This is a genomic window from Pseudomonas abietaniphila (genome assembly GCF_900100795.1).
GTDB classification, from domain to species: domain Bacteria; phylum Pseudomonadota; class Gammaproteobacteria; order Pseudomonadales; family Pseudomonadaceae; genus Aquipseudomonas; species Aquipseudomonas abietaniphila.
This window is the reverse complement of sequence record NZ_FNCO01000010.1, coordinates 66,648-90,970: the sequence shown is the minus strand read 5'-3', so window position 1 is coordinate 90,970 and position 24,323 is coordinate 66,648. Positions and strand designations below refer to the sequence as shown.

The 24,323-nt window shown below is 59.3% G+C and carries 24 protein-coding genes; 10 read left to right on the top strand and 14 right to left on the bottom strand.

Translation table 11 applies throughout. From position 1 onward, the window contains the following. Positions 1-170: 170 nt before the first annotated feature. On the top strand, positions 171-1,841 hold the full coding sequence (locus tag BLS87_RS19460) for a putative bifunctional diguanylate cyclase/phosphodiesterase (RefSeq protein WP_074754651.1): 1,671 nt from the start codon (positions 171-173) through the stop codon (positions 1,839-1,841). Positions 1,842-2,001: 160 nt separating this feature from the next. On the opposite strand, the gene BLS87_RS19455 is transcribed toward BLS87_RS19460, so the two are convergent. After that, positions 2,002-3,384: a NorM family multidrug efflux MATE transporter gene (locus BLS87_RS19455; protein WP_074754951.1), complete on the bottom strand. Its 1,383-nt coding sequence runs from the start codon at positions 3,382-3,384 to the stop codon at positions 2,002-2,004. A 164-nt stretch (positions 3,385-3,548) separates the two neighbouring features. Between BLS87_RS19455 and BLS87_RS19450 the strand changes: the two genes are divergently transcribed. Next, on the top strand, positions 3,549-4,469 hold the full coding sequence (locus BLS87_RS19450; RefSeq protein WP_074754649.1) for a LysR substrate-binding domain-containing protein: 921 nt from the start codon (positions 3,549-3,551) through the stop codon (positions 4,467-4,469). Between the two features lie 255 nt (positions 4,470-4,724). After that, positions 4,725-6,698 carry a methyl-accepting chemotaxis protein gene (locus BLS87_RS19445; protein WP_074754647.1) on the top strand — a complete coding sequence of 658 codons (1,974 nt, stop codon included), beginning with the start codon at positions 4,725-4,727 and terminating at the stop codon, positions 6,696-6,698. Between the two features lie 204 nt (positions 6,699-6,902). Here BLS87_RS19445 and BLS87_RS19440 read toward each other — a convergent pair whose 3' ends face one another. The 5 genes from BLS87_RS19440 to BLS87_RS19420 all read right to left on the bottom strand — a co-directional run bounded on the left by BLS87_RS19440 (position 6,903) and on the right by BLS87_RS19420 (position 11,593). Then, positions 6,903-7,184, bottom strand: a complete 282-nt coding sequence (locus BLS87_RS19440) for a type II toxin-antitoxin system RelB/DinJ family antitoxin (RefSeq protein ID WP_460046983.1) — start codon at positions 7,182-7,184, stop codon at positions 6,903-6,905. 77 nt (positions 7,185-7,261) lie between these two features. Continuing rightward, a complete protein-coding gene (locus tag BLS87_RS19435) occupies positions 7,262-8,755 on the bottom strand; it encodes a YifB family Mg chelatase-like AAA ATPase (RefSeq protein ID WP_074754643.1) in 1,494 nt (497 codons plus the stop codon). A 243-nt stretch (positions 8,756-8,998) separates the two neighbouring features. Then, entirely contained in the window at positions 8,999-9,781 is a 783-nt protein-coding gene (locus BLS87_RS19430; RefSeq protein ID WP_074754641.1) for an ABC transporter permease, read from the bottom strand. Further along, positions 9,781-10,458, bottom strand: coding sequence for an ABC transporter permease (locus tag BLS87_RS19425; RefSeq protein ID WP_074754639.1), 678 nt, complete (start codon positions 10,456-10,458; stop codon positions 9,781-9,783). Before BLS87_RS19425 ends, BLS87_RS19430 begins: the two co-directional genes overlap by 1 nt. Before the next feature lie 109 nt (positions 10,459-10,567). Then, positions 10,568-11,593, bottom strand: a complete 1,026-nt coding sequence (locus BLS87_RS19420; RefSeq protein ID WP_074754949.1) for an ABC transporter ATP-binding protein — start codon at positions 11,591-11,593, stop codon at positions 10,568-10,570. 268 nt (positions 11,594-11,861) lie between these two features. Between BLS87_RS19420 and BLS87_RS19415 the strand changes: the two genes are divergently transcribed. Next, positions 11,862-12,167, top strand: a complete 306-nt coding sequence (locus BLS87_RS19415) for a HigA family addiction module antitoxin (protein ID WP_074754947.1) — start codon at positions 11,862-11,864, stop codon at positions 12,165-12,167. A 42-nt stretch (positions 12,168-12,209) separates the two neighbouring features. Here the strand turns inward: BLS87_RS19415 and BLS87_RS19410 are convergent, their stop codons facing one another. Continuing rightward, entirely contained in the window at positions 12,210-12,473 is a 264-nt protein-coding gene (locus BLS87_RS19410; protein WP_074754637.1) for an accessory factor UbiK family protein, read from the bottom strand. 419 nt (positions 12,474-12,892) lie between these two features. Here BLS87_RS19410 and glnK point away from each other — a divergent pair, with 419 nt between their 5' ends. The 4 genes from glnK to sutA all read left to right on the top strand — a co-directional run bounded on the left by glnK (position 12,893) and on the right by sutA (position 15,698). Further along, positions 12,893-13,231 (top strand): P-II family nitrogen regulator, encoded by a 339-nt coding sequence (gene glnK / locus BLS87_RS19405; RefSeq protein ID WP_002555808.1) that lies wholly within the window; start codon positions 12,893-12,895, stop codon positions 13,229-13,231. Positions 13,232-13,264: 33 nt separating this feature from the next. Next, a complete protein-coding gene (locus tag BLS87_RS19400; protein ID WP_074754635.1) occupies positions 13,265-14,602 on the top strand; it encodes an ammonium transporter in 1,338 nt (445 codons plus the stop codon). Positions 14,603-14,840: 238 nt separating this feature from the next. After that, positions 14,841-15,272, top strand: coding sequence for a secondary thiamine-phosphate synthase enzyme YjbQ (locus BLS87_RS19395; protein WP_074754633.1), 432 nt, complete (start codon positions 14,841-14,843; stop codon positions 15,270-15,272). Between the two features lie 93 nt (positions 15,273-15,365). Further along, a complete protein-coding gene (gene sutA, locus BLS87_RS19390; RefSeq protein WP_074754631.1) occupies positions 15,366-15,698 on the top strand; it encodes a transcriptional regulator SutA in 333 nt (110 codons plus the stop codon). 93 nt (positions 15,699-15,791) lie between these two features. Here sutA and BLS87_RS19385 read toward each other — a convergent pair whose 3' ends face one another. Genes BLS87_RS19385 through lptM form a run of 6 tightly spaced genes read right to left on the bottom strand, consistent with a single transcriptional unit; the run spans position 15,792 to position 20,387 of the window. After that, positions 15,792-16,487, bottom strand: a complete 696-nt coding sequence (locus BLS87_RS19385; protein WP_074754629.1) for an HAD family hydrolase — start codon at positions 16,485-16,487, stop codon at positions 15,792-15,794. Next, on the bottom strand, positions 16,484-17,383 hold the full coding sequence (gene xerC / locus BLS87_RS19380) for a tyrosine recombinase XerC (protein WP_074754627.1): 900 nt from the start codon (positions 17,381-17,383) through the stop codon (positions 16,484-16,486). The genes BLS87_RS19385 and xerC overlap by 4 nt, the downstream gene beginning before the upstream one ends. A 2-nt stretch (positions 17,384-17,385) precedes the next feature. Continuing rightward, positions 17,386-18,123 (bottom strand): DUF484 family protein, encoded by a 738-nt coding sequence (locus BLS87_RS19375; RefSeq protein WP_074754625.1) that lies wholly within the window; start codon positions 18,121-18,123, stop codon positions 17,386-17,388. Between the two features lie 13 nt (positions 18,124-18,136). Continuing rightward, complete coding sequence (gene dapF, locus BLS87_RS19370; protein ID WP_074754623.1) at positions 18,137-18,967, bottom strand: diaminopimelate epimerase; 831 nt, start codon at positions 18,965-18,967, stop codon at positions 18,137-18,139. 4 nt (positions 18,968-18,971) lie between these two features. Then, the gene (gene lysA / locus BLS87_RS19365; RefSeq protein WP_074754621.1) at positions 18,972-20,219 is read right to left on the bottom strand and encodes a diaminopimelate decarboxylase; all 1,248 of its coding nucleotides are present in this window, start codon (positions 20,217-20,219) and stop codon (positions 18,972-18,974) included. A gap of 9 nt (positions 20,220-20,228) precedes the next feature. Continuing rightward, on the bottom strand, positions 20,229-20,387 hold the full coding sequence (gene lptM, locus BLS87_RS19360; RefSeq protein ID WP_074754619.1) for an LPS translocon maturation chaperone LptM: 159 nt from the start codon (positions 20,385-20,387) through the stop codon (positions 20,229-20,231). Positions 20,388-20,626: 239 nt separating this feature from the next. Here lptM and cyaY point away from each other — a divergent pair, with 239 nt between their 5' ends. After that, positions 20,627-20,986, top strand: coding sequence for an iron donor protein CyaY (gene cyaY, locus BLS87_RS19355; RefSeq protein ID WP_074754617.1), 360 nt, complete (start codon positions 20,627-20,629; stop codon positions 20,984-20,986). After that, complete coding sequence (locus BLS87_RS19350) at positions 20,983-21,204, top strand: DUF1289 domain-containing protein (RefSeq protein ID WP_074754615.1); 222 nt, start codon at positions 20,983-20,985, stop codon at positions 21,202-21,204. Before cyaY ends, BLS87_RS19350 begins: the two co-directional genes overlap by 4 nt. Before the next feature lie 145 nt (positions 21,205-21,349). Here BLS87_RS19350 and BLS87_RS19345 read toward each other — a convergent pair whose 3' ends face one another. Continuing rightward, on the bottom strand, positions 21,350-24,199 hold the full coding sequence (locus tag BLS87_RS19345) for a class I adenylate cyclase (RefSeq protein WP_074754613.1): 2,850 nt from the start codon (positions 24,197-24,199) through the stop codon (positions 21,350-21,352). Between the last annotated feature and the right edge of the window lie 124 nt (positions 24,200-24,323).

The window sequence follows — 24,323 nt, the reverse complement described above, 5'->3', positions numbered from 1 at the left end:
GCATTTTAACAGGGTCGACGGATTGTGGAGCGACCGTCCGACACTGTGATGCGCCACGCTATCTATATTTCCCCGTTTTGTTACATTTGCGCATCACGCGGATGAGTGTCGCGTTTGATGGCCCTCATTTGAGTGGGCATCAATGTCTTTGGATTGGTTGGGGAACTAGCTTGGCTACGCCTGTCGAACCCTTGCGTTTGCTGCTTCTGGCGGATTCGCCGGAATGGTCAGCGTTATTACGCGAGTGCCTGGCGCCCCTCGGGGATGCCGTGTTTCTCGACTGTGCGTCGAGCTGGGACGCTATTGGCGATGCCGCCGATCCCTCGCACGCGTTCATTCTCTTCACCACGCACGCGCTGCAACCGACGGCGGGGCAGTGCAGCTGGCCAACGGTGCTGCTGTTCGACGCCGAGCCTGACGTGGAGCCGGTGGGCGTCGCTGACTGGCTGGTGCGCGAATGCCTGACCCCTCAAAGCGTGCGCCGTTGCCTGCGTCACGTGCGCGAGCGCGGTCTGCTGGAAAACACCCTGCAACGCCTGGCCGAACAGGATCCGCTGACCGGCATTGCCAACCGCCAGGGTTTTCAGACTTTGCTGGCGGCTCGGCTGGTCGAATTCGACGGACGCGGGTTGGCGCTGGGGCATCTGGACCTGGATAACTTTCGCCGTGCCAACGATGCACTCGGCCATCAAGCGGGTGATCGGCTGATCCTTCAGGTTGTCGCGCGGTTGAAAAGTCAGCTTGAGGCGTGCGATCAACTTGCACGCCTGGGCAGCGACGAATTCGCCCTGCTGATCGACACGCGCCGCGCGCCGGAGCGGGCGGAATGGATGGCCGAGCGCATCACCGAGGCCTTGTCCGAGCCGTATTGGGTCGACGGCGAAAGCCTGCTGATCGGTTGCAGCCTGGGCATTGCTCACGCCCGTGCCGACGCGGGCGCCGATCCCTTGATGTGGCATGCCCACATTGCCATGCAGCAGGCAAAAAGCACGCAGGGCTGCACCTTTCATGTTTTCAACGAACGCATCAACCGCAATGCCCGTAGCCTCGCGGACCTGGAAAGCGAACTACGCCGGGCGCTGCGTCGCGACGAGCTGGAACTGCATTACCAGCCGCGACTGTGCCTGAACAGCGGAAAGATCCTGGGGCTGGAGGCGCTGGTGCGTTGGCGTCATGCCGAACGTGGGTTGCTGCCGCCCAGCGAGTTCGTGCCGCTGGCCGAGCAAAGCGGGCTGATTGTGCCGCTCGGTTACTGGGTGATTTCCCGGGCGTTACGTGACATGCAGACGCTGCGCGAAAAAGGCCTGCCGCCGCTGCACATGGCGATCAACCTGTCGTTCCGGCAGTTTCAGGACAATCAGCTGCTGGCGACCCTGAGCCGTTTGATCGAGGATCGCGGCGTGGACGCGCAGTGGCTGGAATTCGAACTCACCGAAACTGCCGTCATGCGGCGCAGTGATTTGGTCAAACAGACCATGGACGCGCTGGGCCGACTGGGCGTGCGGTTTTCACTGGATGACTTCGGTACCGGGTTCTCATCCTTCGTGCACCTGAACAGCCTGCCGATCACCTTGCTCAAGATCGACAAGAGCTTTGTGGGCGAGATGGAACAGCGCGAAGAGAACCGCAAGCTGGTTCACGCCATGATCAACCTGGCGCACAACCTGAGCCTGGAAGTCGTCGCCGAGGGCGTTGAAACCCCGGAACAACTGGCGTTGCTGCGCAGCTTCAATTGCGATCAAGCGCAGGGCTATCTGATCAGCCATCCGTTGGCGTTGCCGGAGCTGCTGGATTATCTGATGTTCGATGAAGGCAAAGGGCGGTTGACGCAGGGCGTTTGATTCCGCGCGTTTGATGTAGGAGCGCGGCTTGTCCCGCGATCTGGCGCGAAGCGGCAGTCATGTCATCCGCCTCGGTGTGTCAGGGATAGCGCATCAGCCGGGTTTGCTGCCGGTTCCCGGCAGATCGCGGGACAAGCCTCGCTCCTACCATTGCTCTGTATCAACCCATCACCACAACGCCTGTCGCCTCTTTGCGCAGCAGCTTTGTGGTTTTGCGCTCGAAAGCGTAGGTGAGGGCAACCGCCGAGCACAGCAGGCCCAGTGCCAGGCCCCACCACACGCCCACCGCGCCTTGATGCGCCAGAAAGCCGAAGCCCCAGGCCAGCGGTGCCCCCACGACCCAATAACTTGCCAGGCCTATCAGGAAGGTGGTCTTGGCGTCCTTGAACCCTCGAATCGCCCCCATCGCAATGGTCTGCGTGCCGTCGAGAATTTCAAACCAGGCGGCAATCGCCAGTAGCTTCACCGCCAATTCCACCACGCCCTGGTATTTCGGATCGTTGACGTCCACGAACAGGCCGATGACCGCGTGCGGCGCGACCCAGAACAGGATGCCGAACAACAACATCAGCAGGCCGCCGAAGCCGATGCCCATCCGTCCCGCCGTGCGGGCGAGCAACACGTTGCCCGCGCCGTAATGCAAGCCGATACGCATCGTCACCGCGTAGGAAATGCCCACCGGGATCATGAAAGCCATCGACACCGATTGCAGCGCGATCTGGTGCGCCGCCATTTCCGTGCTGCCCATTGCGCCCATGCAGAACGCCGCGAAGGTGAACAGACCGACTTCCACGGCGTACGTCCCGCCGATGGGCAGACCCAGACGCCATAGCTCTTTGAGGCAACTGCGCGACAGGTTCATCAGGTCTTTGTGAATCGGATACGCCGCGTACGCCTTGTGATAGCGAATGTGCAGCCACAGGGCCAGCGCCATTGTGTTGGTCACGACGGCGGTCACCAGTCCGATTCCCAGCAGGCCCCAGTGCGGCAGACCGTACAGGCCGTGAATGAACGCGTAGTTGAGCCCGAAATTCATCACGACGCCGACCAGGCTGATAACCATCACCGGCGTTGCACGGCCCAGTGCGCTGGTGAAGCCGCGTAGCGCCATGAAGCTCAGCAGGCCGGGCAGGGCGAGCGGCAGGGTGATCAGAAACTGGCTGGCCATGTGCACGTTGGCTTCGTCCTGGCCAAAATTCAGCAGGATCGGCTCAAGGTTCCACAGAATAAGGGCTGCGATCAGCGCCATGCCCCACGCCAGCCAAAGCCCGGCCTGGGTCAGACGCGTTGCGCCGGCGTCGTCGTTTGCCCCTTTTCGAATGGCGACCAACGTGCCAACCGCCGCCATGACGCCGACGCAGAAAAACGACACGAAGTTGTAACTGGCAGCACCCAACCCGCCACCGGCCAGGGACTCGGGACCGAGTTTGCCCATCATCACGGTGTCGGTGAAGACCATCAGCATGTGCGCCATCTGGGATGCGATCAGCGGCCCGGCCAGGCGCAGGATGATCCACAGTTCTTTGAAGGCGTGCTGTTGCATAGGCGGGCGCTCGGAGGTGGAGGCATTGATGAGCGCTTCATTGTGGTGATTCGTGCACCAATGCACAAAGGGATAAATCCGATCATTGGCATGAGTAAAACTCATCCTGGGTCATTTCCGGTACAGTGCCATGAGTCGCCTTCACGTACAGAGGAACGTGTCCAATGCCTCGTAGTCTCCCGCCCCTGTATGCGCTACGCGCATTTGAAGCCGCTGCACGGCATGCCTCTTTCACCCGCGCCGCCGAGGAGCTTTCGATCACCCAAAGCGCGGTGAGTCGGCACATCCGAACGCTTGAGGAGCACTTCGCCTGTCGTCTGTTTCGCCGAAACGGTCGCAACCTTCAGTTGACCGAGGCCGCGCGTGAACTGTTGCCCGGCGTGCGCGAAGGTTTCTCTGCACTGGAGCGGGCCTGCAGCGCGTTGATGGCCGAAGAAGGGATTCTGCGCATGAAGGCACCGTCCACGCTGACCATGCGCTGGTTGTTAGCGCGGCTCAGTCGCTTTCGTCATTTGCAGGTCGGCAATGAGGTGCAACTGACCAGCGCCTGGATGGACATCGACAACGTCGACTTCACCCAGGAACCGTTCGACTGCGCGGTGTTGTTGAGCCGCGGTCATTTTCCGCCGGACTGGGAAGCGACCTACCTGTTCCCGGAGCTGTTGATTCCCGTCGGATCGCCCAGCCTGCTCGATGATTCCCCTTGGGATGTCGAGCGACTGGCCAGCGCGGAGTTGCTGCATCCCACCCCGGACCGGCGCGACTGGCGCAGCTGGCTAGAGCGCATGGGATTGTCGGATCAGGTCTCGCTCAAGGGCGGGCAAGTGTTTGACACGCTGGAACTGGGGATGATTGCGGCGGCGCGCGGCTACGGGGTGTCCATGGGTGATCTGCTGATGGTGGCCGAGGACGTGATTCAAGGGCGCTTGAGCCTGCCCTGGCGTACGGCGGTGGTCAGCGGCGAGAACTATTACCTTGTCTGGCCGAAAACCCGGCCGGGCGGCGAGCGCTTGCGCCGGCTCAGCGACTTTTTACAGGGCGAAGTGCAGGCGATGGAGTTGCCCGAAGTGACCATCCTGGAGTGACGTGCTTGCCGCACCCGCTTTTCGCGGGTGGTGGCGTTTCGGCCTGGTAAAGCCCCACCGCTGAAAAATTGAAACAACTTGTAACCAGGCCCTTCGTCCTAAGACCGGGTGTAGGACTCAAGTATTCTTCATGTCAGCCGAATGTGTAATTGCATACCGGTTTGTTCCAATCGGTTCATCGATGTCCTCTATTAGATAATGTCCGAATGGTTTTCCTGAAATCAGGACGATCCAGTCGTTCGGCAAGGAGTCTTCATGTCTCAGCCCCGTGCCCGTATTGCCTCGCAACTCGGTATTGCCCTGGCCGTTATCCTGGCCGTTGTCATCAGCGGCAGTACCCTGTTCGCCCTTCGTTCTCTGGATTCGGCTAACCTGGCCATCCGTGAGGAACATATGGGCAGCGAAGCGCGCTTGCTGGCTGACCAGTTGAACACCTTCCACAGCACCTTGCGCGACAGCACTCAACGTTTGAGTGGGCTGTTTGAGAAGCGCTTCAATGGCCTCACGCTGCAAGCGGATCAGCAGATCGCTGTCGCGGGCGTGCAGACCCCGACGTTGCTCCTCAATGGCAACGCCCTGAACAATGACTTCGCCGAAGTGGATGATTTCAAGAAGATGACCGCAGGCGTGGCGACCGTGTTCGTGCGCAGTGGCGACGACTTCATCCGGATCAGCACATCGCTGAGCAAGCAGGATGGTTCGCGCGCCATCGGCACGACGCTGGACCACAAGCATCCCGCCTACGAGCGACTGCTGGCCGGGCAGGAGTATGTCGGTCGCGCCTTGCTGTTCGATCGTTTGTACATGACCCAATACAGTCCGGTCCGTGACGCCGGTGGCAAGGTCATCGCAGTGTTGTTCGTGGGATTCGATTACACCGACGCGCAAAAGGCTCAGTTCGATAACCTCAAGAGTTTCCGGATCGGCAAGACCGGTTCGCTGGCGCTCCTTGACGAGCAGAACAAATGGCTTGTCCCGCCTGCGGGCGTGAAGGATCTGGATCAGGCGAGCAAAACCTTGACCGGCTTCGTTAAAGAACCCGGCAAAGGTCGCTTCTGGCAGGACGCGGGCAACGATTTCTACACCGTCGCGGAGCCATTTTCAGGCGGCCCGTGGTCGATTCTGGCGATCATGCCCAAGGACGAAATCAGCGCCGTGACCTGGAGCGTGGGTACGCAATTGGCGATCGGCAGCCTGCTGGCGATGTTGATCGCCGTCAGTGCAGCGATCTGGCTGCTGCGCAGCAAGCTTCAACCGCTGTCGGATCTGGTGACTCAGGCTGAGGCATTGGGTGCCGGTGATCTGAGCGCCCGCCTGAATGTCACCCGGCACGACGAGATCGGCCAGTTGGCGGCCAGCTTCAACAAGATGGGGCAAGCGCTGGAAACCATGGTGTCGCACATTCGCACCGCCGCGCAGGAGGTCAGCGGCCGGGCGCATGCGTTGTCCGGCCTGTCCGGTGGCGCTTACGAGGGCATGGAGCAGCAGTCGGGCGAAATCACCAGCATGGCCGGGGCAGTCGAAGAGTTCAGCGCAACAGCACTGACCATCGCCGACAACATGGGCAGCACCGAACGTATGGCGCAGGGCAATGCCCAGCAAACGCGTATCGGTCGCGCGTCCATGGAAGAAGCCTCGGCCTCGCTGGAGCAAATTGCAGGTTCGCTGGGCAGCACGGCTGCCGTGATCGACACCCTTGGCCAGCGCTCGCAGGAGATTGGCGGCATCGTCAGCGTGATCACCTCCATCGCCGAGCAAACCAATCTGTTGGCCCTCAACGCCGCCATTGAGGCTGCGCGCGCGGGCGAGCAAGGTCGTGGTTTTGCCGTGGTCGCCGATGAGGTTCGCAATCTCGCCTCGCGCACCCGTCAGGCCACCGACGAAATCTCCGGCATGATCACCAGCATCCAGCAGGAAACCAGCAACGCGATCAACACGATGGAACAAGGCAATGCGCTGATGCAGGAAGGTCTGACGCGTAACGCCAAGGTGGCCGCAGCGCTGGCGCAGATCGACGAACAAAGCCGTTCCGCGGGCGAGCAGTTCGCGTCCATCACCACCGCGACCCAAGAGCAAAGCAGCACCGCGACCATGCTCAGTGCCAACCTGCAAAGCATTGCACTGGCGAACAGCGAACAGCGTGAAGTGGTGTCGAATCTGGCGGTCACGGCGCAAGAACTGAACGCACTGGCTGCGGATCTGCGTAAGGAAGTGGATCGGTTTCGGTGAGTTATTGACCGTTCGCTAGACCGCTGACTCGGGGTCGGCCAAGCATCTGTGGGAGCGAGCTTGCTCGCGAATGCTGAGTTTCGTTCGCTGAAGGTGTAGCGAATGTACCGGCGTCTTCGTGAGCAAGCTCACTCCCACAGAAACGACGTTCGCTTCTCGCACTGGTGTCGACTCTTTTCAGGTCCGCGAGCGTACTTGCTCCATTCAACTGTCAGCACCACGCTTCCTTCTGAGTAATGTCGCTGCTTCGTCCATGACGTCCTCATGTGAGGTCTTCGGGCCTGTGTCTTCCATGGCTTCGCGTACTTTTGCCCTGAACCATTTGTCGTAGGCCGCGGCGTCACTGGTAAACCCGGCGGGCAGGGCACCTTCTTTCGCAACTCGGGTGAGCAGTATTCGCACGGCGTCAGAAACCGTCAGGCCGAATTTCGCCAGCGTTTCTGCGGCTTGGGTTTTGAGCTCGTCATCGATTCGGACGTGCAGCATCGAGGTTTGAGTGGGCATCGTTATCTCCTTCGAAAGACTCACTGTGTATCTCATTTGAGATACAGGCAATGAGTCTTTCAGCTTGTAGACGGCCGATACTGCAACGCCTCTGCGATATGGCTCCTGGCGATTGCATCGACGTTCTCCAGATCCGCAAGCGTTCGTGCGACTTTCAGCAAGCGGTGTGCTGCACGCAAAGACAAATTCAAGCGTTCACAGGCGGTTTCAAGCCAGGCCTCGTCTTCGGCGAGCAGCGCGCAATGCTGTCTCAGCGCAGGTAAGTCGAGAAACGCATTGGCACAACCCTGACGCTTGTTCTGGCGTTCGCGGGCATCGGACACCCGCTGCGCGGCACTGGCACTGCTTTCGCCGCCTTGCGCAGTGGCGGCCAGAGACGTGGTTTCGCGCGCGACCGTCAGGTGCAGGTCAATTCGATCCAGCAGCGGGCCGGAGAGTTTGTTGCGGTAGCGCTGAATCTGATCGGTCGAGCAGCGACAACGCCCGGTGGGTTCTCCGTGATAACCGCACGGGCACGGGTTCATCGCCGCCACCAGTTGGAACCTGGCCGGGAAACGAACGCGATCCCGGGCGCGTGAAATGACGATGTGGCCGGATTCCAGCGGCTCTCGCAAAACCTCCAGCACACGCCGATCGAATTCGGGTAGCTCGTCCAGAAACAGCACGCCGTGATGGGCAAGGGTGATTTCGCCGGGTTGCGGACGGCTGCCTCCACCCACCAGCGCTGGCCCCGAAGCCGAGTGATGCGGTTGGCGGAAGGGTCTTTGCGGCCAACTGGTCAAGGGCGCATGGCTGGCGACCGACTGGATCGCTGCGACTTCCAGCGCCTCGAACTCATCCAGTGGTGGCAGCAGGCCGGGCAGACGGCTGGCGAGCAGGGTTTTGCCGGTGCCGGGCGGGCCGCTGAACAACAGGTTGTGAGCACCGGCCGCAGCGACCAACAGCGCGCGCTTGGCGGCAGTCTGGCCCTGGACTTCGCTCAGATCAGGATACGGTTGGGTTTGCAGAATCAGTCCGTTGGACTTATACGGCGCGATGACGGTGTGGCCGTTCAGATGAGCGACCAGTTCGAGCAGATGACTCACCGCGATCACTTTCAGCCCGGAGGCCAGACACGCTTCCTCGGCGTTCACCGCCGGTACGATCAACGTGTGCCCGGCGGCACGCGCGGCCAGCGCCGCGGGCAGCACGCCCTGCACAGGCCGTATAGCGCCGGACAGCGCAAGTTCTCCCAGGCATTCCACGCCATCGAGCGCCAGCGTCGGGACCTGCGCGCTGGCGGCCAGCAAACCCAGCGCGATGGCCAAATCAAAACGGCCACCGTCCTTGGGCAAGTCAGCAGGGGCGAGATTCAAGGTGATGCGCCGCGCCGGAAACTCCAGCCGACAGTTCAGAATCGCACTGCGCACCCGGTCCTTGCTTTCTTTCACAGCGCCTTCGGGTAACCCCACCAGCGTGAGTGAGGGCAAGCCATTGGCCAGGTGGGTTTCGACGGTGACGGCAGGGGCTTCGACACCGACTTGAGCGCGGCTGAGGACAATGGCGAGGGACATGATCTTTCCTTGATGAGGCACCGCGTCCTGCGGCGTGCTCAAGGATAGTCAGCGAGGAGGTGGAGGGGGTCTCGCAAGTTCTACTGCATGTGTCTTAGGGAAAGCTACTAAAACGATATGCCGCTTCAAGCAACTACTGCACGAACACAACCGGGAAGCCTTGCATAAGTGATCACGCCGTCAGTGCTCGGTCGGTGATCTAGGTTCGGGCCAGCGAAGCGCGCAGCACTTCGCCGGCCGCGATCAGGCACCTTCTCGAAGGTATTTCTTCACCCCCCAATGCCAAAGCAATCGAGACAACAGCAAGAAGGCCAGAGTCGCCAGTACGGCGCCCGCCAAAGACCGTCCCGTCGTCATCCCCATCGCTGATTGCGCGGGCACTTCCATGATGAAAAAGACAGGGACTACGGTCATGATCACGACCTGGATCCACTCCGGGTACGCGCCGGACGGGAACCGTCCGGTTGTCAGAAACATAAACAGCAGGTGGGAAATGTTGCCGGTTTTCTTGGTCCAGAACGCCAAGCTGGCAATGCTGAACCAAATCGAATAAACCAGCGCACACGCCAAGACCATGAAGGCCAGGAAAGCGCCGAGCGTCTGCAACGTAAGCTGCCCTTGCGCATGACTGCCGCCTAGCATCAGACCCAGCCCCAGCAAGACCCCGAAAATATGCCACAGGCGCAACTGCCCAAATGCCAGAATGGTTTGAACATCAACTGGTTTGGACAAGTAAGTGTCAATGGACTTGCTGATGATCAACTTCGAGGCGGCCTCGCAGTTGGGCAATACCACCATTTGGACAAAGGAGCGAATAAGGATAAAAGCACCATACAACACGATTGATTGCTGTTTATTCCACCCCCCAATTGTATCGACATTTCCAAAGAAAATTTCAATCACAACATAAACGGACAATCCCAGTAGAGCTGTATTCAACAGGCTGACAAAGACCGGGACGCGATCTTTCATATTTGCCCGCAACCTTGCTGTGAGAAGCGCCTTAACTGCGCTCAGCGTCTTCATTATCCGAACACCGAATAACGTTTGACACCTTTGGTCCAGATAAAATGAGCCAAGAAAGAGAGTGCAGTAACTAGCACGGCCTGAAACATCAGCCCATTAACCAATTGTTCGCCTGTTAGTTCCCCCATGATGATTCTGATCGGAAAGCTGATAATATAAGGGAATGGCGACCATTCAAGTATCGACTGCATCCAGCCAGGATAAAGCGTCAGTGGTGCGAGGATCCCACCAAACAGCGTAAGCATGTAAGTCAACACCAAATCAAAGGCACTTGCCTGATCGGACCAGAACGCCGCAAGCCCGCCGATGAAATAAAGCAAATAGTTGATGGCAAACCCAAGTATGACGCCGAGCAGTGCAGGCAGTAGATAGCTCAAGTGCAAATACTTGCCCGCTTCGGAAAACAGGAATACTCCAGCCACCAGGAAAAATATCGGTATGACTCTGACCATCGCCGAAGCCATCTCGCCCAGAAAGTAATAAAGGGCAATATTGAACGGTTTCAAGAGGGAACTGCCAATATCCCCTGAATGAATGTCGTTCTCGACTTCTTCAGCAGCCGTACTGGAGACGATTTCGCCAACCAAAAATACCAGCGCGAAGTAAGCGGTAAACTTGGCCGGGGTAAAACCTTCCAGCGCGGCATCCTTTGCAATGCCCATCCAAATGACCATCATGAACAGCGGCACCAAAGAGGCGAGTACCAATACAAACAGCTCTGCACGATGCCAACCTTGCGACGAATCGCAGTGCGTGCGACGCCTGCAACTTTCATGGCAAATCGGCTCACGCGACACACTCCCCGGGCGCACCCTTGACCTTTTGCCCAGCGTCGGCCTGCGAGGCCATGAACAGCTTCAGCAGGGCCTCTTCGATCGGTGGATCACCGATGGAAATGTCGATGACCGGCTGCTCGGCCAGAACCTGCGAACAGATACCCACCATCTCGTCAGCCGGCACCAGCAACTCATGCACGAAGCCGTCTGAGGAGCGCACCAAACCGTACCGGCCAAGTGCCGAAGCCATAACGCTTTCAGACAATTCCACGGTGATGATGCGGTGATTCGACATGCGTTTACGCAACGACTCCAAGGTGTCATCGAACGAGATCTTGCCATCGGAAACGACAACGACTCGCTCACACAGGGCTTCTATATCCTGCATGTAATGTGACGTCAGCAGAACGCTTACATTGCGCTCACGACTATAATCCCGAATAAATGAACGAACTATCTTTTGCACCCCGACATCGAGTCCGATAGTCGGTTCGTCGAGAAAAAGAACTTTGGGATCATGAAGTAATGATGCGACCAGTTCGCACTTCATTTTCTCGCCAAGCGACAGGGTTCGCACCGGCGCCTTGGCCAGCTTCGATACCTGGAGCAATTCATTCAGATAGCCATAGGTTTGTTTGAACTGCTCATCGGAAATTTCGAATATTTTCTGATTCAGCCGGAAAGTTTCCATAGCAGGTAAGTCCCAAATCAACTGCTGACGTTGCCCCATGATCAACGAGATGGACTTGAGAAACTCCTTGCTGCGCAGTTGCGGGTTATAACCGAGAACCGATATCTGGCCGGCCGTCGGATAGAGCAGCCCCGACAGCATTTTCAATGTAGTGGTTTTACCTGCGCCATTAGGACCGAGAAAGCCTACGATCTCACCCTGCTGGGCAGTAAATGAAATATCATCAACAGCCTTCTTGTTCGAACGCTTGGGAGAAACCAAACTTGTCAGCCAGCCGAGAGGTCCTTCCGAAGTTTCTTTTATTTGATAGGTTTTAGACAGGTTTTTTACGTTTATACAATCCATTGCGTGCAAGATCCCTTGAGTAAATGAGCTATCCATTGCGCATAGTGTTTCAATATCGAATTTATTATCACGAGGGCGATTCGGACCGTCAAGAAAAAAACTATTACGCGGTAGGCTCGGAAACTGAATGTATTACCTCAACTCACGGCTGATATTGATGTCGTGCACAGAAGAAGGCTTCCTGCGAAGCCACGTATTCGCTAGCCTATTGGAGGAAGAAGTGTCGACATTTATTGGCGAATCGTCGATTACCACTGAGGTAAATCAAATGACCAAGAACGGAATGCGCCCCGTGCACCCAGGGGAAGTTCTCAAGGAAGAGTACCTGGAGCCGCTGGGCTTGACGTCAGCAGCACTCGCTCGAGCTTTGAGCGTTTCCACGCCAACGATCAATGACATTGTGCTTCAGCGAAGAGGTGTGAGCGCTGACGTGGCGTTGCGCCTTGCGGCGTGTTTTGAAACGACGCCGGAGTTCTGGCTGAACCTGCAATTGACCTACGACCTGCGCAAAACGGAGATCGAACGTGGGTCGGCCATAAAAGCGCAGGTTCGACGTCTCTCGCACTGCGCTTGAGCACATCCAACATGCCCGGCGTGTGCCAGGCATGTCGTGATGTCACTCTTTTGGTTGTGCCGCCAGTTGCGCTTCCATCTCGGTCATTTTCGCTTCCAGTGCCTCAAGACGGGCACGGGTGCGGGCCAGGACGAGCATCTGGCTGTCGAACTCTTCGCGGCTGACCAGATCCAGTTTGCTGAAGCCGCTTTGCAGCAGCGCTTTGAACTGAGTTTCGAATTCGTTGCGTGGTAGCGGGGTCTCGCCGTTGAACAACCGCGAGGCATGGCCACTCAGGGCGTCTAGAAAAGCTTTGGGCGCGAGCATGATCAACTTCCGGAATCAGATGGGCGGGAGTGTAGCACGCAGCGTCTATAGTCTTTTCACGGGCGCAGGGTTGCACGGTTTTCGCGCATGAGGGCGTGCACGTGCGCACTGTTGTTGTGCGGACGGGTTGGATGATGGCGATCTGGATACTCGGAAAAGGCATCAACGCGCCGTAATTCCTGGGATTGAACGAGATGGCAAGCTTTCTGCTTAGTGGCATATGACCCATGCACTGATGCAGTCGCTGTGACGAATGCAGTGCGGCAGGCGGAGCGGGGAAGTGTTTCGTCAGAAGCGGTTTTCTGGAGTCGGTCTGGTCTGTTTCGGGCCATCGACGCGTTACAAAGCCAGACACTGCGCTTAGACTTGAGTCGGGTTTGTTTTCCTGGGGCAAGTCCACCAATTCGGGAGAAAGTTTCATGAAGCTAGTCACTGCCATCATCAAGCCGTTCAAGCTGGACGACGTACGCGAGTCGTTGTCCGAAATCGGCGTGCAGGGCATCACGGTAACTGAAGTCAAAGGCTTCGGACGTCAGAAAGGCCACACCGAGCTGTATCGCGGTGCGGAATACGTAGTCGACTTCCTTCCCAAGGTGAAGATCGATGTTGCGATCGACGACAAGGATCTGGACCGCGTTATCGAAGCGATAACCAAAGCGGCCAACACCGGCAAGATCGGTGACGGAAAGATCTTCGTGGTCAATCTGGAACAGGCTATTCGCATACGTACCGGCGAAACCGATACCGACGCAATCTAAGCCGCCAAACCCAACGCCCCAGGAGAAAACAATATGACTCTGCGTCAATTCGCAGGGCTAGGAGCCCTGTTGTCCCTCGTAACCCCTGGCTTGGCCATGGCGGCAGACGAAGTGGCAGCCCCAGTACTGAACTCAGGCGACACTGCCTGGATGCTGACTTCGACAGCCCTGGTGCTGTTCATGACCGTTCCCGGTCTTGCACTGTTCTACGGCGGCATGGTCCGTTCGAAGAACGTTCTTTCCGTGATGATGCAGTGCTTCGCCATCACCGGTCTGATCAGCATTCTGTGGTGCATCTACGGCTACAGCATGGCGTTCGATACCACCGGTATGGAAGCCAACGTCATTAACTTCAACTCCTTCGTCGGCGGCCTGTCGAAGGCGTTCCTGGCAGGCATCACGCCTTCCAGCATCACAGGTGCAACAGCGCTGTTCCCAGAAGCTGTGTTCGTCACCTTCCAGATGACTTTTGCCATCATTACTCCAGCCCTGATCGTCGGTGCCTTCGCAGAACGCATGAAGTTCTCCGCGATGCTGATCTTCATGGCCATCTGGTTCACCCTGGTCTATGCGCCTATCGCGCACATGGTCTGGAGTGGTGTCGGTGGTCTGCTGTGGGACTGGGGCGTTCTGGACTTCGCAGGCGGCACCGTCGTTCACATCAACGCCGGTGTGGCGGGTTTGGTAGCGTGCCTGGTACTGGGCAAGCGTAAAGGTTTCCCGACCACCCCGATGGCTCCGCACAACCTGGGTTATACCCTGGTCGGCGCAGCGATGCTGTGGGTAGGCTGGTTCGGCTTCAACGCCGGTTCCGCTGCTGCGGCGAACGGCACTGCCGGTATGGCGATGCTGGTCACTCAGATCGCAACCGCTGCCGCTGCGCTGGGCTGGATGTTCGCCGAATGGCTGACCCACGGTAAGCCAAGCGCGCTGGGTATCGCTTCGGGCGTGGTTGCCGGTCTGGTTGCCATCACCCCTGCGGCCGGTACTGTCGGCCCAATGGGCGGCCTGATCATCGGTCTGGCGGCGGGCGTAGTCTGCTTCTTCTGCGCCACCAGCCTGAAACGCAAGCTGGGCTACGACGACTCCCTGGATGCCTTCGGCGTTCACGGTATCGGCGGTATCCTGGGCGCGATCCTGACCGGTGTCTTCGCAGCACCGTCGCTGGGCGGCTTCGGCACTGTGACCGACATCGCTGCTCAAGTCTGGATCCAGTGCAAAGGCGTAGGCTTCACGATCATCTACACCGCGATCGTGACCTTCATCATCCTCAAGGTGCTGGACGCGGTCATGGGCCTGCGTGTCACCGAGGAAGAAGAAGCGGTGGGCCTGGACCTTGCGCAACACAACGAGCGTGGCTACAACTTGTAATCACGGCTGTAAAAAAATGCCCGGTTTACCGGGCATTTTTTTGTCTGGCGTTTGTCGATAGGCAAGACCGCCAGCGAGTGACGCACGAACGGCATTCAGGCCCTGTCGCAGGGCATCCCCGAGGGTTTTTGCAACGGCATACCCACTTGGGTTTTCGGCTTACAAAAAACGTCACTCATTGCGTGCTTTGCTTTTTTTTTTACCGCGTTAGAATGCGCGCCGAAGGGCGGAGAACTGTATGTGGCAACAGACCAGAATCACGCTGCGTGCAAGGCCTCGCGGCTTTCATCTGGTGACCGACGAGATCGTCGCAGGGCTTCCCGGACTGCGAGATTGCCGAGTGGGTCTGTTGCATTTGTGGCTGCAGCATACCTCGGCCTCGTTGACCATCAACGAGAATGCCGACCCGGCTGTGCGTCGTGACTTCGAACGTTTTTTCAACCGATTGGTGCCGCAAGGGCGTGACGGGTATGAACATGACGACGAGGGTCCCGACGACCTGCCTGCGCACTTCAAAGCCAGTTTGCTAGGCTGCCAGCTTGTTCTTCCGGTGACTGACGGGAGGTTGGCGATGGGTACCTGGCAAGGTGTTTATTTAGGCGAGCACCGTGATGCCGGCGGTGCACGTAAAGTCCTCGCCACCCTGCAGGGTGAGGGGCACGACCGCTGATTGTCGGCGGTAGTTGAATTTTTTCCGGCTGTCTTAAAAATTAGGCGCAGCTGGGCTATAACTAATCTGCTTTCGCAAGTCATGAGGTAGAACATGAGCGACGACGACATCGATAACGAAGGTCTGGAAGACGATCTGGAAGGTGAGGACGACGGTGAGGAGCTTGCGGCTGCTCCCGAAGACGACGGCGCGGATGTCGAAGACAGCCCCGAAGCGTCGGTCACCCCAACCAAAGGCAAAGCCAAGGCTGCGGTCTCGGTTGATGAGCTGCCCAGCGTAGAGGCCAAGAATAAAGAGCGTGACGCTCTGGCTCGCGCGATGGAAGAGTTCCTCGCCCGTGGCGGCAAAGTGCAGGAAGTGGAGGCCAATGTGGTCGCCGATCCGCCCAAGAAGCCTGACAACAAGTACGGTAGCCGCCCTATTTAAGGGTGTCTGATACCTGCTGGAAAAAGCCCGCTGTCGCTGCGGGCTTTTTTTTGGGTTTGTTTCATGCTTTTGGTGTCTGGCCCAACCCAGCCCTCAACCCAATCCCGCCAACACCCCCGGCAACTCCGTCAAACGCCTGATCTGCGCATCCGGCGCCCTATCCGACTCCCACGGCTTGCCCGCCGGGTTGTACCAGATCGCCCGCAAGCCCGCCTGCTGAGCCCCTGCGATATCGTCGCCGGGATGATCGCCCACGTGCACGGCGTGACGCGCATCGGCGTTGCCGCGTTTGAGCGCCTCCAGGAAAGGTGCCGGATCGGGCTTGCCGATGCCCAGGTCTTCCGCGCACAGCGCAAACGAAAAATAGTCGGCCAGACCCAAGCGGCGCACGTCGGCATTGCCGTTGGTGACCACGCCCAGGGTGTACTGCTTGGTGAGCAGTTCCAGCGTCGGTACGACCTCGGGGAAGATATCCAGCTGATGCCGTCCTTGCAGGAAGACCTCAAAGCTGCGGTCCGCCAGATCCTGTGCCTCAGGGTGGGCATAACCCGCATCCTCAAGCGCCAGAAACAGTACCCGACGGCGCAGGGCGCTGATCCGGTGCTTGAAGGTCGGGTCGGCTTCGACCAGGCGCGAGCGAATTTCCCACAAATGTTCCACCGGCACCGGGCCCAGCTTCGGTGCGTGTTCCGCCAGCCAGTCGCGCAGCATGGCTTCTGCGCTGACGATGGCCGGTGCGGTGTCCCACAGCGTGTCGTCCAGATCGAAGGTGATCAGCTTGATGCTCATGGTTCTGAAGAATCCTTGCGTTTGGCCCGTGGGTGGGCGCTGTCATACACCGTCGCCAGGTGTTGGAAATCCAGGTGGGTGTAGATCTGAGTCGTTGTGATGTCGGCGTGCCCCAGCAATTCCTGCACGGCGCGCAGGTCCTGAGAGGATTCGAGCAAGTGGCTGGCGAAGGAGTGCCGGAGCATGTGCGGGTGCAGGTTTTGCCCCAGCTCGCGCTCACCTGCTGCCTTGACCCGAAGCTGGATCGACCTTGGACCCAGCCGTCGACCTTGCTGGCTGACGAACACCGCGTCGTCCTGAGGGTTGGCCAGCGCGCGCTGTTTCAACCATTCCTCCAGCGCCTCGCGGGCTTTTCGGCCGACAGGGAGCACGCGGGTCTTGCTGCCTTTGCCGAGCACCTGAACGAGCCCATCCGCTAGGTCCAGCTGCTCGCAATTCAGGCCTGTCAGTTCGGATAAACGCAGGCCGGACGAGTAAAACAATTCGAGAATCGCGTGATCGCGGCGGGCGAGGAATTCGTCTTCGACGCCGCCTTCCAGCAACTGCAGCGTGCGATCGGCATCCAGTGTCTTGGGCAGGCGGCGCTCGCCTTTGGGAGGCGCCAGGCCGTTGGCGGGGTCGTGATCGCAGATGCCTTCGCGGTTCAGGTAATGATAAAAGCCCCGCACTGCCGAGAGCAGACGGGCGATGCTGCGCGATGACTGACCCTGTTGGTGCAAGCGGGCGACCAGGCCGCGCATGGACTGGATGTCCAAGGCCTTCCAGCTGCCGATGTTCTGCTTCTCGCAGAACCCCAGCACTCTGCTCAAATCTCGGCGATAGGCATCCAGCGTGTGGGGCGACACCTGACGCTCACTGCGCAGATGTGTGCAGTAAGCGTCCAGCTGCCGTTCCATGACTAGCGCACCGAACGCAGGGCGTTGGTGAAGCGCGGCAGCAGTCGGCTCAATACATCGGCGATGTAGGTGAGGAACAGTGTGCCCACCGAGCTTTTGTAGTGCTGCGGGTCGCGGCTGCCGATGGCCAGAACGCCGTGCAGGCCCTGATGATTGAGCGCGACGATGGCGGTGGAACCGACTTCCTTGCTCTGGTCAGCACCGAACAGGAACTCAAGCTCGTGCTCTCGCAAGGCGCCGCAGACTGTCTTGCCACCCGAGATCAATCCACCGAGGGCTTTCTGCGCCTCGGCGCTGGTGACCCAGCGACCCACGGTCATCGGGTTGTCGCTGAACAGGATCAGGCTCACGAACGGCACCTGAAACTCCTGACGCAGGCTGTCTTCCACCGCGATCACGATGTCTTCCAGGCTGTTGGCGTCCATCAGCGCGAGGATCAGGCGACGGGTTTTTTCGAAGAGACGGTCGTTGTCGCGCGCGACGTCCATCAGCTGTGAAAGCCGATGGCGCATTTCGATGTTGCGTTCGCGCAGTAACTTCAGCTGGCGCTCAACCAGCGAGACGGTGTCGCCACGCTGGTGAGGAATGCGCATCGCGGTGAGCAGGTCGTCATGCTCGGCGAAAAAGTCCGGGTGTTGCTGTAGCCAGGCGGCGACTGCCTCGGCTTCAAGGGCGGGCACTGCGTTATCGGCAGGCGATTCGCTGGGCGTGTCGGTTGAAGTCTGAGGCTGGTCGGTCATTGGATACTCTCACTCATAGACGTACTTGGCCTTCATAGACCCTGACGGCCGGGCCGGTCATCAGCACAGGATGTCCCGGGCCGGCCCAATCGATGGACAAGCGTCCGCCGGGCAGATCGATCAACAGTGGCGACTCCATCCAGCCCTGGCTGATGGCGGCAACGGCCGCGGCGCAGGCGCCGGTGCCGCAGGCCTGGGTTTCGCCCGCCCCGCGTTCCCAGACGCGCAATTGTGCGCGCTGACGGTCGACGACGTGGAGGAAACCGACGTTTACCCTGGCCGGAAAGCGCGGGTGATTCTCGATTTTCGGGCCCAGCGTATGAACAGGTGCGTTGTTGATGTCGTAGACGCGCAGCACCGCATGGGGATTGCCCATGGACACGGCAGCCAGTTCGACCGTGTCGTCGTCGACTTCAAGCGTGTAGCTGATCGCCTGTTGCGGCGCATCGAAAGGGATATCAGCAGGCACCAGACGCGGCGCGCCCATGTCGACGCTGATCTGGCCGTCGTTACGGATATCCAGCTCGATGATGCCGCTCTTGGTTTCGACGCGGATCTGCTTTTTGGCCGTCAGGCGCTTGTCCAGCACGAAGCGGGCGAAGCAGCGCGCGCCGTTGCCGCACTGTTCGACTTCGGAGCCGTCAGAATTGAAAATCCGGTAGCGAAAATCCACATCCGGATTGCTCGGCGCTTCGACCAGCAGCAGCTGATCGAAACCGATGCCGGTGTGTCGATCGCCCCATTGCTTGGCGTGCTTGGGCAGGATGTGCGCGTGCTGGCTCACAAGGTCCAGCACCATGAAATCGTTGCCCAGGCCATGCATCTTGGTAAAACGCAGCAGCATGGGATTACTCCGGCAGCAGGCTTTCGCCGGCAAACAGCTCAGTCACGGTTTCACGACGACGCACTTCGAACGCCTGATCCCCATCGACCAACACTTCGGCAGCACGGCCGCGGGTGTTGTAGTTGGAGCTCATCACGAAGCCATAGGCGCCAGCGGAGTGAACCGCCAGCAGGTCGCCTTCGGCCAGCGCCAACTCGCGTTCCTTGGCCAGGAAGTCGCCGGTTTCGCAGATGGGGCCGACGATGTCGTACGGGCGCGCAGCACCGTCACGGGGCTTAACGGCCGTGACGTCCATCCAGGCCTGATACAGCGCCGGGCGGATAAGGTCGTTCATGGCCGCGTCAACGATGGCGAAATCTTTGTGCTCGGTGTGCTTGAGGTATTCGATACGGGTCAGCAGGACGCCAGCGTTTGCCACGATGAAACGGCCTGGTTCGAACATCAATGCCAAGTCGCGACCATCAAGGCGTTCGCGCACGGCCTTGATGTACTCGCCCGCCAAGGGCGGCTCTTCATCGCGATAACGCACGCCCAGACCGCCACCCAGATCCAGGTGACGCAGCTGAATGCCGCAGTCGCCAAGACGGTCGACCAGGTCCAGCAGGCGATCCAGCGCATCGACGAAAGGCGACAGCGTGGTCAGTTGCGAACCGATGTGGCAATCGACGCCAATGACATCAAGGTTCGGCAACTGCGCGGCACGGATGTAGACGTCTTCGGCGTCAGCGATGGCGATGCCGAACTTGTTTTCTTTAAGGCCGGTGGAAATGTACGGATGAGTTCCCGCGTCGACGTCCGGGTTCACGCGCAGGGAAACCGGGGCGCGTACGCCCATTTCGGCGGCCACGACCTGCAGGCGTTCCAGTTCGTCGGTGGATTCGACGTTGAAGCAATGAACGCCCACTTCAAGCGCACGACGCATGTCGTCGCGGGTCTTGCCGACGCCGGAGAACACGATCTTGTCGGCCTGACCGCCTGCGGCCAGCACGCGCTCCAGTTCGCCACGGGAAACGATGTCGAAACCGGCGCCCAGACGGGCCAGGACATTGAGCACGCCCAGGTTGGAGTTGGCTTTGACCGCGAAGCAGACCAGGTGCGGCGTGCCACTCAGAGCGTCGGCGTAGGCGCGGTATTGCGCTTCGATGTGCGCGCGGGAGTAGACATACGTCGGCGTGCCGAAGCGCTCGGCGATGGCAGACAATGCAACTCCCTCCGCGAACAGCTCACCGTCGCGGTAGTTGAAGGCGTCCATGGTCAGTCCCTAGTAGGTCGAGTGCTTGTGCGTGTGCGATTGGTTCTGAGCGCCCGGTGCGTTGGACTGTTCATCATCGGGCAGGTACAGCGGACCTTTTTGACCGCAGGCAGAGACCAGGCACGCTACAGCGAGGAGCGCGGCCAGGGAGGAAATCAGGCGCTTCATGGCGAAATCCTTTGTATAAGCATTAATTGCGCCCGAGTATACCGACCAGCCTACAGATTGCCTATGCGCTGGAGTTCCCGTCCGGCGGGGCTTTGACGCATTTGCCAGATAACCGGGTAAACGCCGTGCGGTTTTTTGGCGCGGCGAATGGCAATTGGGCGGGTATGCTTTGCAATTGCCGGAGAGCGACCGTATCTTGCGTCGCTGCGCCATCCGTAGACACTTTCGAGGTTCCTGCAATGAGTTTGACCGAAGCCCGCTTTCACGACCTGGTGGATGCCACCCAAGAAAAGCTCGAGGACATCTTTGACGAGAGCGGTCTGGACCTGGACCTTGAGAGTTCGGCCGGTGTGCTCACGGTAAAGTTTGAAAACGGCACTCAGTTCATCTTCAGTCGTCAGGAACCACTGCGTCAGTTGTGGCTGGCGGCGGTCGACGGTGGTTTCCACTTCGACTACGACGAAGAAGAGAAGCGCTGGGTGTGCGACAAAAGCGAAGAGCTGCTGGGCGAAATGCTCCATCGTCTGGCATTGAAGCAGGCGGGTGCAGAGCTTGAGTTCGACGCGATCGATGGTCACTCCGACGGCAACCGTGAATGACCGCCAGTGCCGCGCCTGTAAAACCGCCAAAACCGCTGTTCAGCAACGTCAGCCCGGCTGTTCCATCGCCTTGCATCAGCGTATGTCGGCTGGATGATGGCAAAGTGTGTACGGGATGTTTCCGGCACGTCGAAGACATCCGCGAATGGCGCGCGGCGACGGACGAGCGCAGGCGAGAAATTGTGCGGCAAGCATCAGAGCGGCGTGCGCAACGCTGACTGATGGATGTCTCTGGGCATCTGTGGGAGCGAATTCATTCGCGACACGGCGGTACAGCCGATACAAATCCTTCGCCTGCACTTGCTTTCGCGAATGAATTCGCTCCTACAGGGCTTCGTCCACTCCGCACGATCTGGGGGTTCCTCAAGCCTCATCCATCGCTTCATTCAGCGACCTCTCCAGCTCGGCCTTGTAGCGCAGGAACAGGATGGTCTGTCCTCGCGTATCCCCCAGTATTCCCGAGAGATCCAGGTCGGTGATGTAGCAGCGGTAGCGTTGAGGCTCGCTGCGCTGGTCGAGAATCTGCCGGGCGACGACGCTGTACAACTGTTCGCCGAATTCCAGCTCGGAAAACTCCATGCCGTCGCAGTACAGCGTCACGCTGACCTGGCCGGGAGAGGCTTCCTCGACGATGGCCTGAACGTCGTAGAACGGTTTGTCGGTGGGCATGACCGGTGCCAGTCGTTGCTCGATGCGCCGCGCGCGCCCAGCGCCGTCCGGGGTGATTCGGTAATACAACGTGTCCAGCGACGAAGGCTCCAGCGGGTTGTCCAGCGGCAAGAGGGCACCACGTCGATACATCAATGACTGCAGGAAGCGCTGCAACGGCATCATCAGGCTGGATTCGTCGTGATACGGCAAGCGCTGATGCCAGAGCGCATTGTGTTCATCCAGCACGTACAGATCCGCTTGCGGCTCGTTGATCCGGTAGAACACCTGAATGCACTCAGGCTGGCCGTGAGGAATGATCAGCGACAGGTCGTTGTCATCGAGCGCTTGCGGGTCGAGGTGGATCGGGCTGTAGGTCGGTAACTCTTCGCCAAGATATTGGTAAAGCGCTGTCAGGTTGTCGATCGCAACATGGCTGACTTGCCCTGGCGTCATTTCCAGCACGTGATAGTGGTACTGGACCTGAATCAGATAACGATGATTGAGGTTCCGGGCCAGCAGCAGCTGCGCCGTGTTGATCAGCTCCTCGACCCTTTGCGCAATCGCAGGCGCGCGGTTGTGGCAGAAGCAGCGCACGCGGATGACCGGCTTGGGTGATGTTTCAGGCACGTTGTTGAGCAGCTCGGTGAGGCAGTCGAGCAGCGCATGCGGGCCGTCAAAGCGACTGACCAGCACCTCGTTCCAGCTGTTGAGCGTGATCTGGTCGAAGGTCAGCACCAGGTTTTCCCGCACCCCGGCATAGCTCAGCGAGTCAGTGCGTTCGGTGGTCATCAGGATGTTCAGGTCTTTGTGATGCTTGAGCGGGTCAACGCCCACGTTGACCAGCAGCAGGATTTCGCTGGGCACGCTCGGCTTGAGCAGAACGTCTTCGTGAACCATGCCCAGCGGCGTCGGAATGCTGTGTTGCAAGGCGCCCTGAAGATTGAACAGCTCGAACTCGGTCAAATCGCTCGTGCCGGGATGCAGCGCGAGCCGGGTGCTGCTGTCGATCACATTATTGCGATGACACCAGGCCAGAAGCTCCAGCAACTCGCGGCTGCGTTTGATCGGCGCGAAGGTTTCCCACTCATGGGCGCCAAGGTTGCCGTTGTACAAACCCCACTGGTATTTACCGGGTTCACGTTTGTTCGGCGATTGCACCAGCGTCAGCGTGTCCTCGGCCAAGTCTGGAGAGATGCCCGGATTGACGAATTCGACCTTGCCCGCCTTGCGCTCGAACGCGGCATACAGCCGACGGCCGAGCACATTCAGGTCGCGCTTGTTGATGGAGCTGATCGCGTTTTGTGTGCGAGCAAATTGCGTCAGGAAGCGGTAGCTGTAATTGAGCTCGCTGACCAGCGCACGGCGTTCGCTGGACACCTGACGCACCTTCCACTGGCTGCGGCTGTCGAGCAGGGCAAGCTGACGTTCGTCCCATTTCCATTCTTTCGCCAGACGCTCCAGCAACAGACGTTGCCAGCTTGTGGTGCGCTGGCGCGGCAAGCCGGTGAGCTTCTTGTTCACTTTCAGGTAAAGGCTGCGTCTGACCAGCTCCAGCCGTTCCGGCTCGCCCCGATCGCGCAGATATTCCTCGATGCGGCGGTACACCATCATGTAAGGATCGAGTTCGTCCAGGTCGACATTGTTGGCGAACACCTGCTGTTTGAAGCGCATGCTCAGGCACTGCACTTGCGGGTGTTCGCTGGCGTAGACCTCGGTCAGCAACAGCTTGAGCACGGACTTGTAGGGTGACTCTATGCCCTTGAACAGCTGCCAGAGCCCGGCTCCAATGAACTCGCCGGGCGGAATGCGCGACATATTGCCCAGATCGAGCACTTCGTCTTCTCGAATGAAGCGCTTGGACAGAAGCGTATGGGTGTACTCGGCGTAACGCGTCTCTTCGTAGACGGGCACCAGCCACCAGATGGGCGTGCGGCCTGCCAGCCAGATGGCTGTGCGGTAGAACTCGTCGAGCAGCAGATAGTGCTGCGTCGTTCCGCAATCCTCGCCGCTCAGTTGTGCATCGCGCTCGCCCACTACAAACCGCTCAGGGTCGATCAGGAAAAAGTGCGCCTCGGCGCCCATGGTCGCTGCCCAGGTTTCCAGTGCCTGGCATTTTTTGCGCAGCTCCAGGACGTCTTCGGGCGACAGGTGGGTGTCGTGGCAGATCCAGACATCCATATCGCTCTGATCGGCCTGGGCCAGCGTGCCAAGGCTGCCCATCAGGAAGATGCCGTGGATGGGCTGTGGAGGATTGCCGCGACGCGGTTTGTACGAAAAAGAGCGCGTCAGGCGTTGCGCTTCGGCCAGCGCCTGCGCGTCGGGTTCGTAGTGGGACACGCCAGCAGGCGTTGCCCCCGAGACATAGCCGGGCAGCAAGGGATGGTTAACGTGGAAAAACAGCGGCAATAGCGCCAGCACGGACTGTTGGCGTGTGGACAAACCTTCATTGGCACGCGCCAGCCGCCCTTCATTGAGGGTCAGGAAGCGGTTGCGCAACTGGCTGAGGACCTTGCGGTCGATGCCCTCATCCAGATCGGGGCGAATTTCGAAACTACGCGTCATCGCGACTCAAAGCCGGCGAACGGCACTGCTGGGGTGGCGAGCAAGGCGACAGGCAAGAAAGGTCAGGGGCAGATAGCTGCTTGTAACGCGATGGCTTGTCTTTTTTCTGGCGCCAGAATTTTAT

Coding starts and splice junctions, on each gene's coding strand:
- BLS87_RS19450 (WP_074754649.1), top strand. CDS start 3,549: ATGCCTCGTAGTCTCCCGCCCCTGTATGCGCTACGCGCATTTGAAGCC.
- BLS87_RS19425 (WP_074754639.1), bottom strand. CDS start 10,458: ATGATGGTCATTTGGATGGGCATTGCAAAGGATGCCGCGCTGGAAGGT.
- BLS87_RS19435 (WP_074754643.1), bottom strand. CDS start 8,755: ATGTCCCTCGCCATTGTCCTCAGCCGCGCTCAAGTCGGTGTCGAAGCC.
- BLS87_RS19395 (WP_074754633.1), top strand. CDS start 14,841: ATGTGGCAACAGACCAGAATCACGCTGCGTGCAAGGCCTCGCGGCTTT.
- BLS87_RS19375 (WP_074754625.1), bottom strand. CDS start 18,123: ATGACCGACCAGCCTCAGACTTCAACCGACACGCCCAGCGAATCGCCT.
- BLS87_RS19430 (WP_074754641.1), bottom strand. CDS start 9,781: ATGAAGACGCTGAGCGCAGTTAAGGCGCTTCTCACAGCAAGGTTGCGG.
- BLS87_RS19410 (WP_074754637.1), bottom strand. CDS start 12,473: ATGCTCGCGCCCAAAGCTTTTCTAGACGCCCTGAGTGGCCATGCCTCG.
- sutA (WP_074754631.1), top strand. CDS start 15,366: ATGAGCGACGACGACATCGATAACGAAGGTCTGGAAGACGATCTGGAA.
- BLS87_RS19415 (WP_074754947.1), top strand. CDS start 11,862: ATGACCAAGAACGGAATGCGCCCCGTGCACCCAGGGGAAGTTCTCAAG.
- BLS87_RS19350 (WP_074754615.1), top strand. CDS start 20,983: ATGACCGCCAGTGCCGCGCCTGTAAAACCGCCAAAACCGCTGTTCAGC.
- BLS87_RS19345 (WP_074754613.1), bottom strand. CDS start 24,199: ATGACGCGTAGTTTCGAAATTCGCCCCGATCTGGATGAGGGCATCGAC.
- dapF (WP_074754623.1), bottom strand. CDS start 18,967: ATGCTGCTGCGTTTTACCAAGATGCATGGCCTGGGCAACGATTTCATG.
- glnK (WP_002555808.1), top strand. CDS start 12,893: ATGAAGCTAGTCACTGCCATCATCAAGCCGTTCAAGCTGGACGACGTA.
- lptM (WP_074754619.1), bottom strand. CDS start 20,387: ATGAAGCGCCTGATTTCCTCCCTGGCCGCGCTCCTCGCTGTAGCGTGC.
- lysA (WP_074754621.1), bottom strand. CDS start 20,219: ATGGACGCCTTCAACTACCGCGACGGTGAGCTGTTCGCGGAGGGAGTT.
- BLS87_RS19440 (WP_460046983.1), bottom strand. CDS start 7,184: ATGCTGCACGTCCGAATCGATGACGAGCTCAAAACCCAAGCCGCAGAA.
- BLS87_RS19420 (WP_074754949.1), bottom strand. CDS start 11,593: ATGGATTGTATAAACGTAAAAAACCTGTCTAAAACCTATCAAATAAAA.
- xerC (WP_074754627.1), bottom strand. CDS start 17,383: ATGGAACGGCAGCTGGACGCTTACTGCACACATCTGCGCAGTGAGCGT.
- BLS87_RS19445 (WP_074754647.1), top strand. CDS start 4,725: ATGTCTCAGCCCCGTGCCCGTATTGCCTCGCAACTCGGTATTGCCCTG.
- BLS87_RS19400 (WP_074754635.1), top strand. CDS start 13,265: ATGACTCTGCGTCAATTCGCAGGGCTAGGAGCCCTGTTGTCCCTCGTA.
- cyaY (WP_074754617.1), top strand. CDS start 20,627: ATGAGTTTGACCGAAGCCCGCTTTCACGACCTGGTGGATGCCACCCAA.
- BLS87_RS19455 (WP_074754951.1), bottom strand. CDS start 3,384: ATGCAACAGCACGCCTTCAAAGAACTGTGGATCATCCTGCGCCTGGCC.
- BLS87_RS19385 (WP_074754629.1), bottom strand. CDS start 16,487: ATGAGCATCAAGCTGATCACCTTCGATCTGGACGACACGCTGTGGGAC.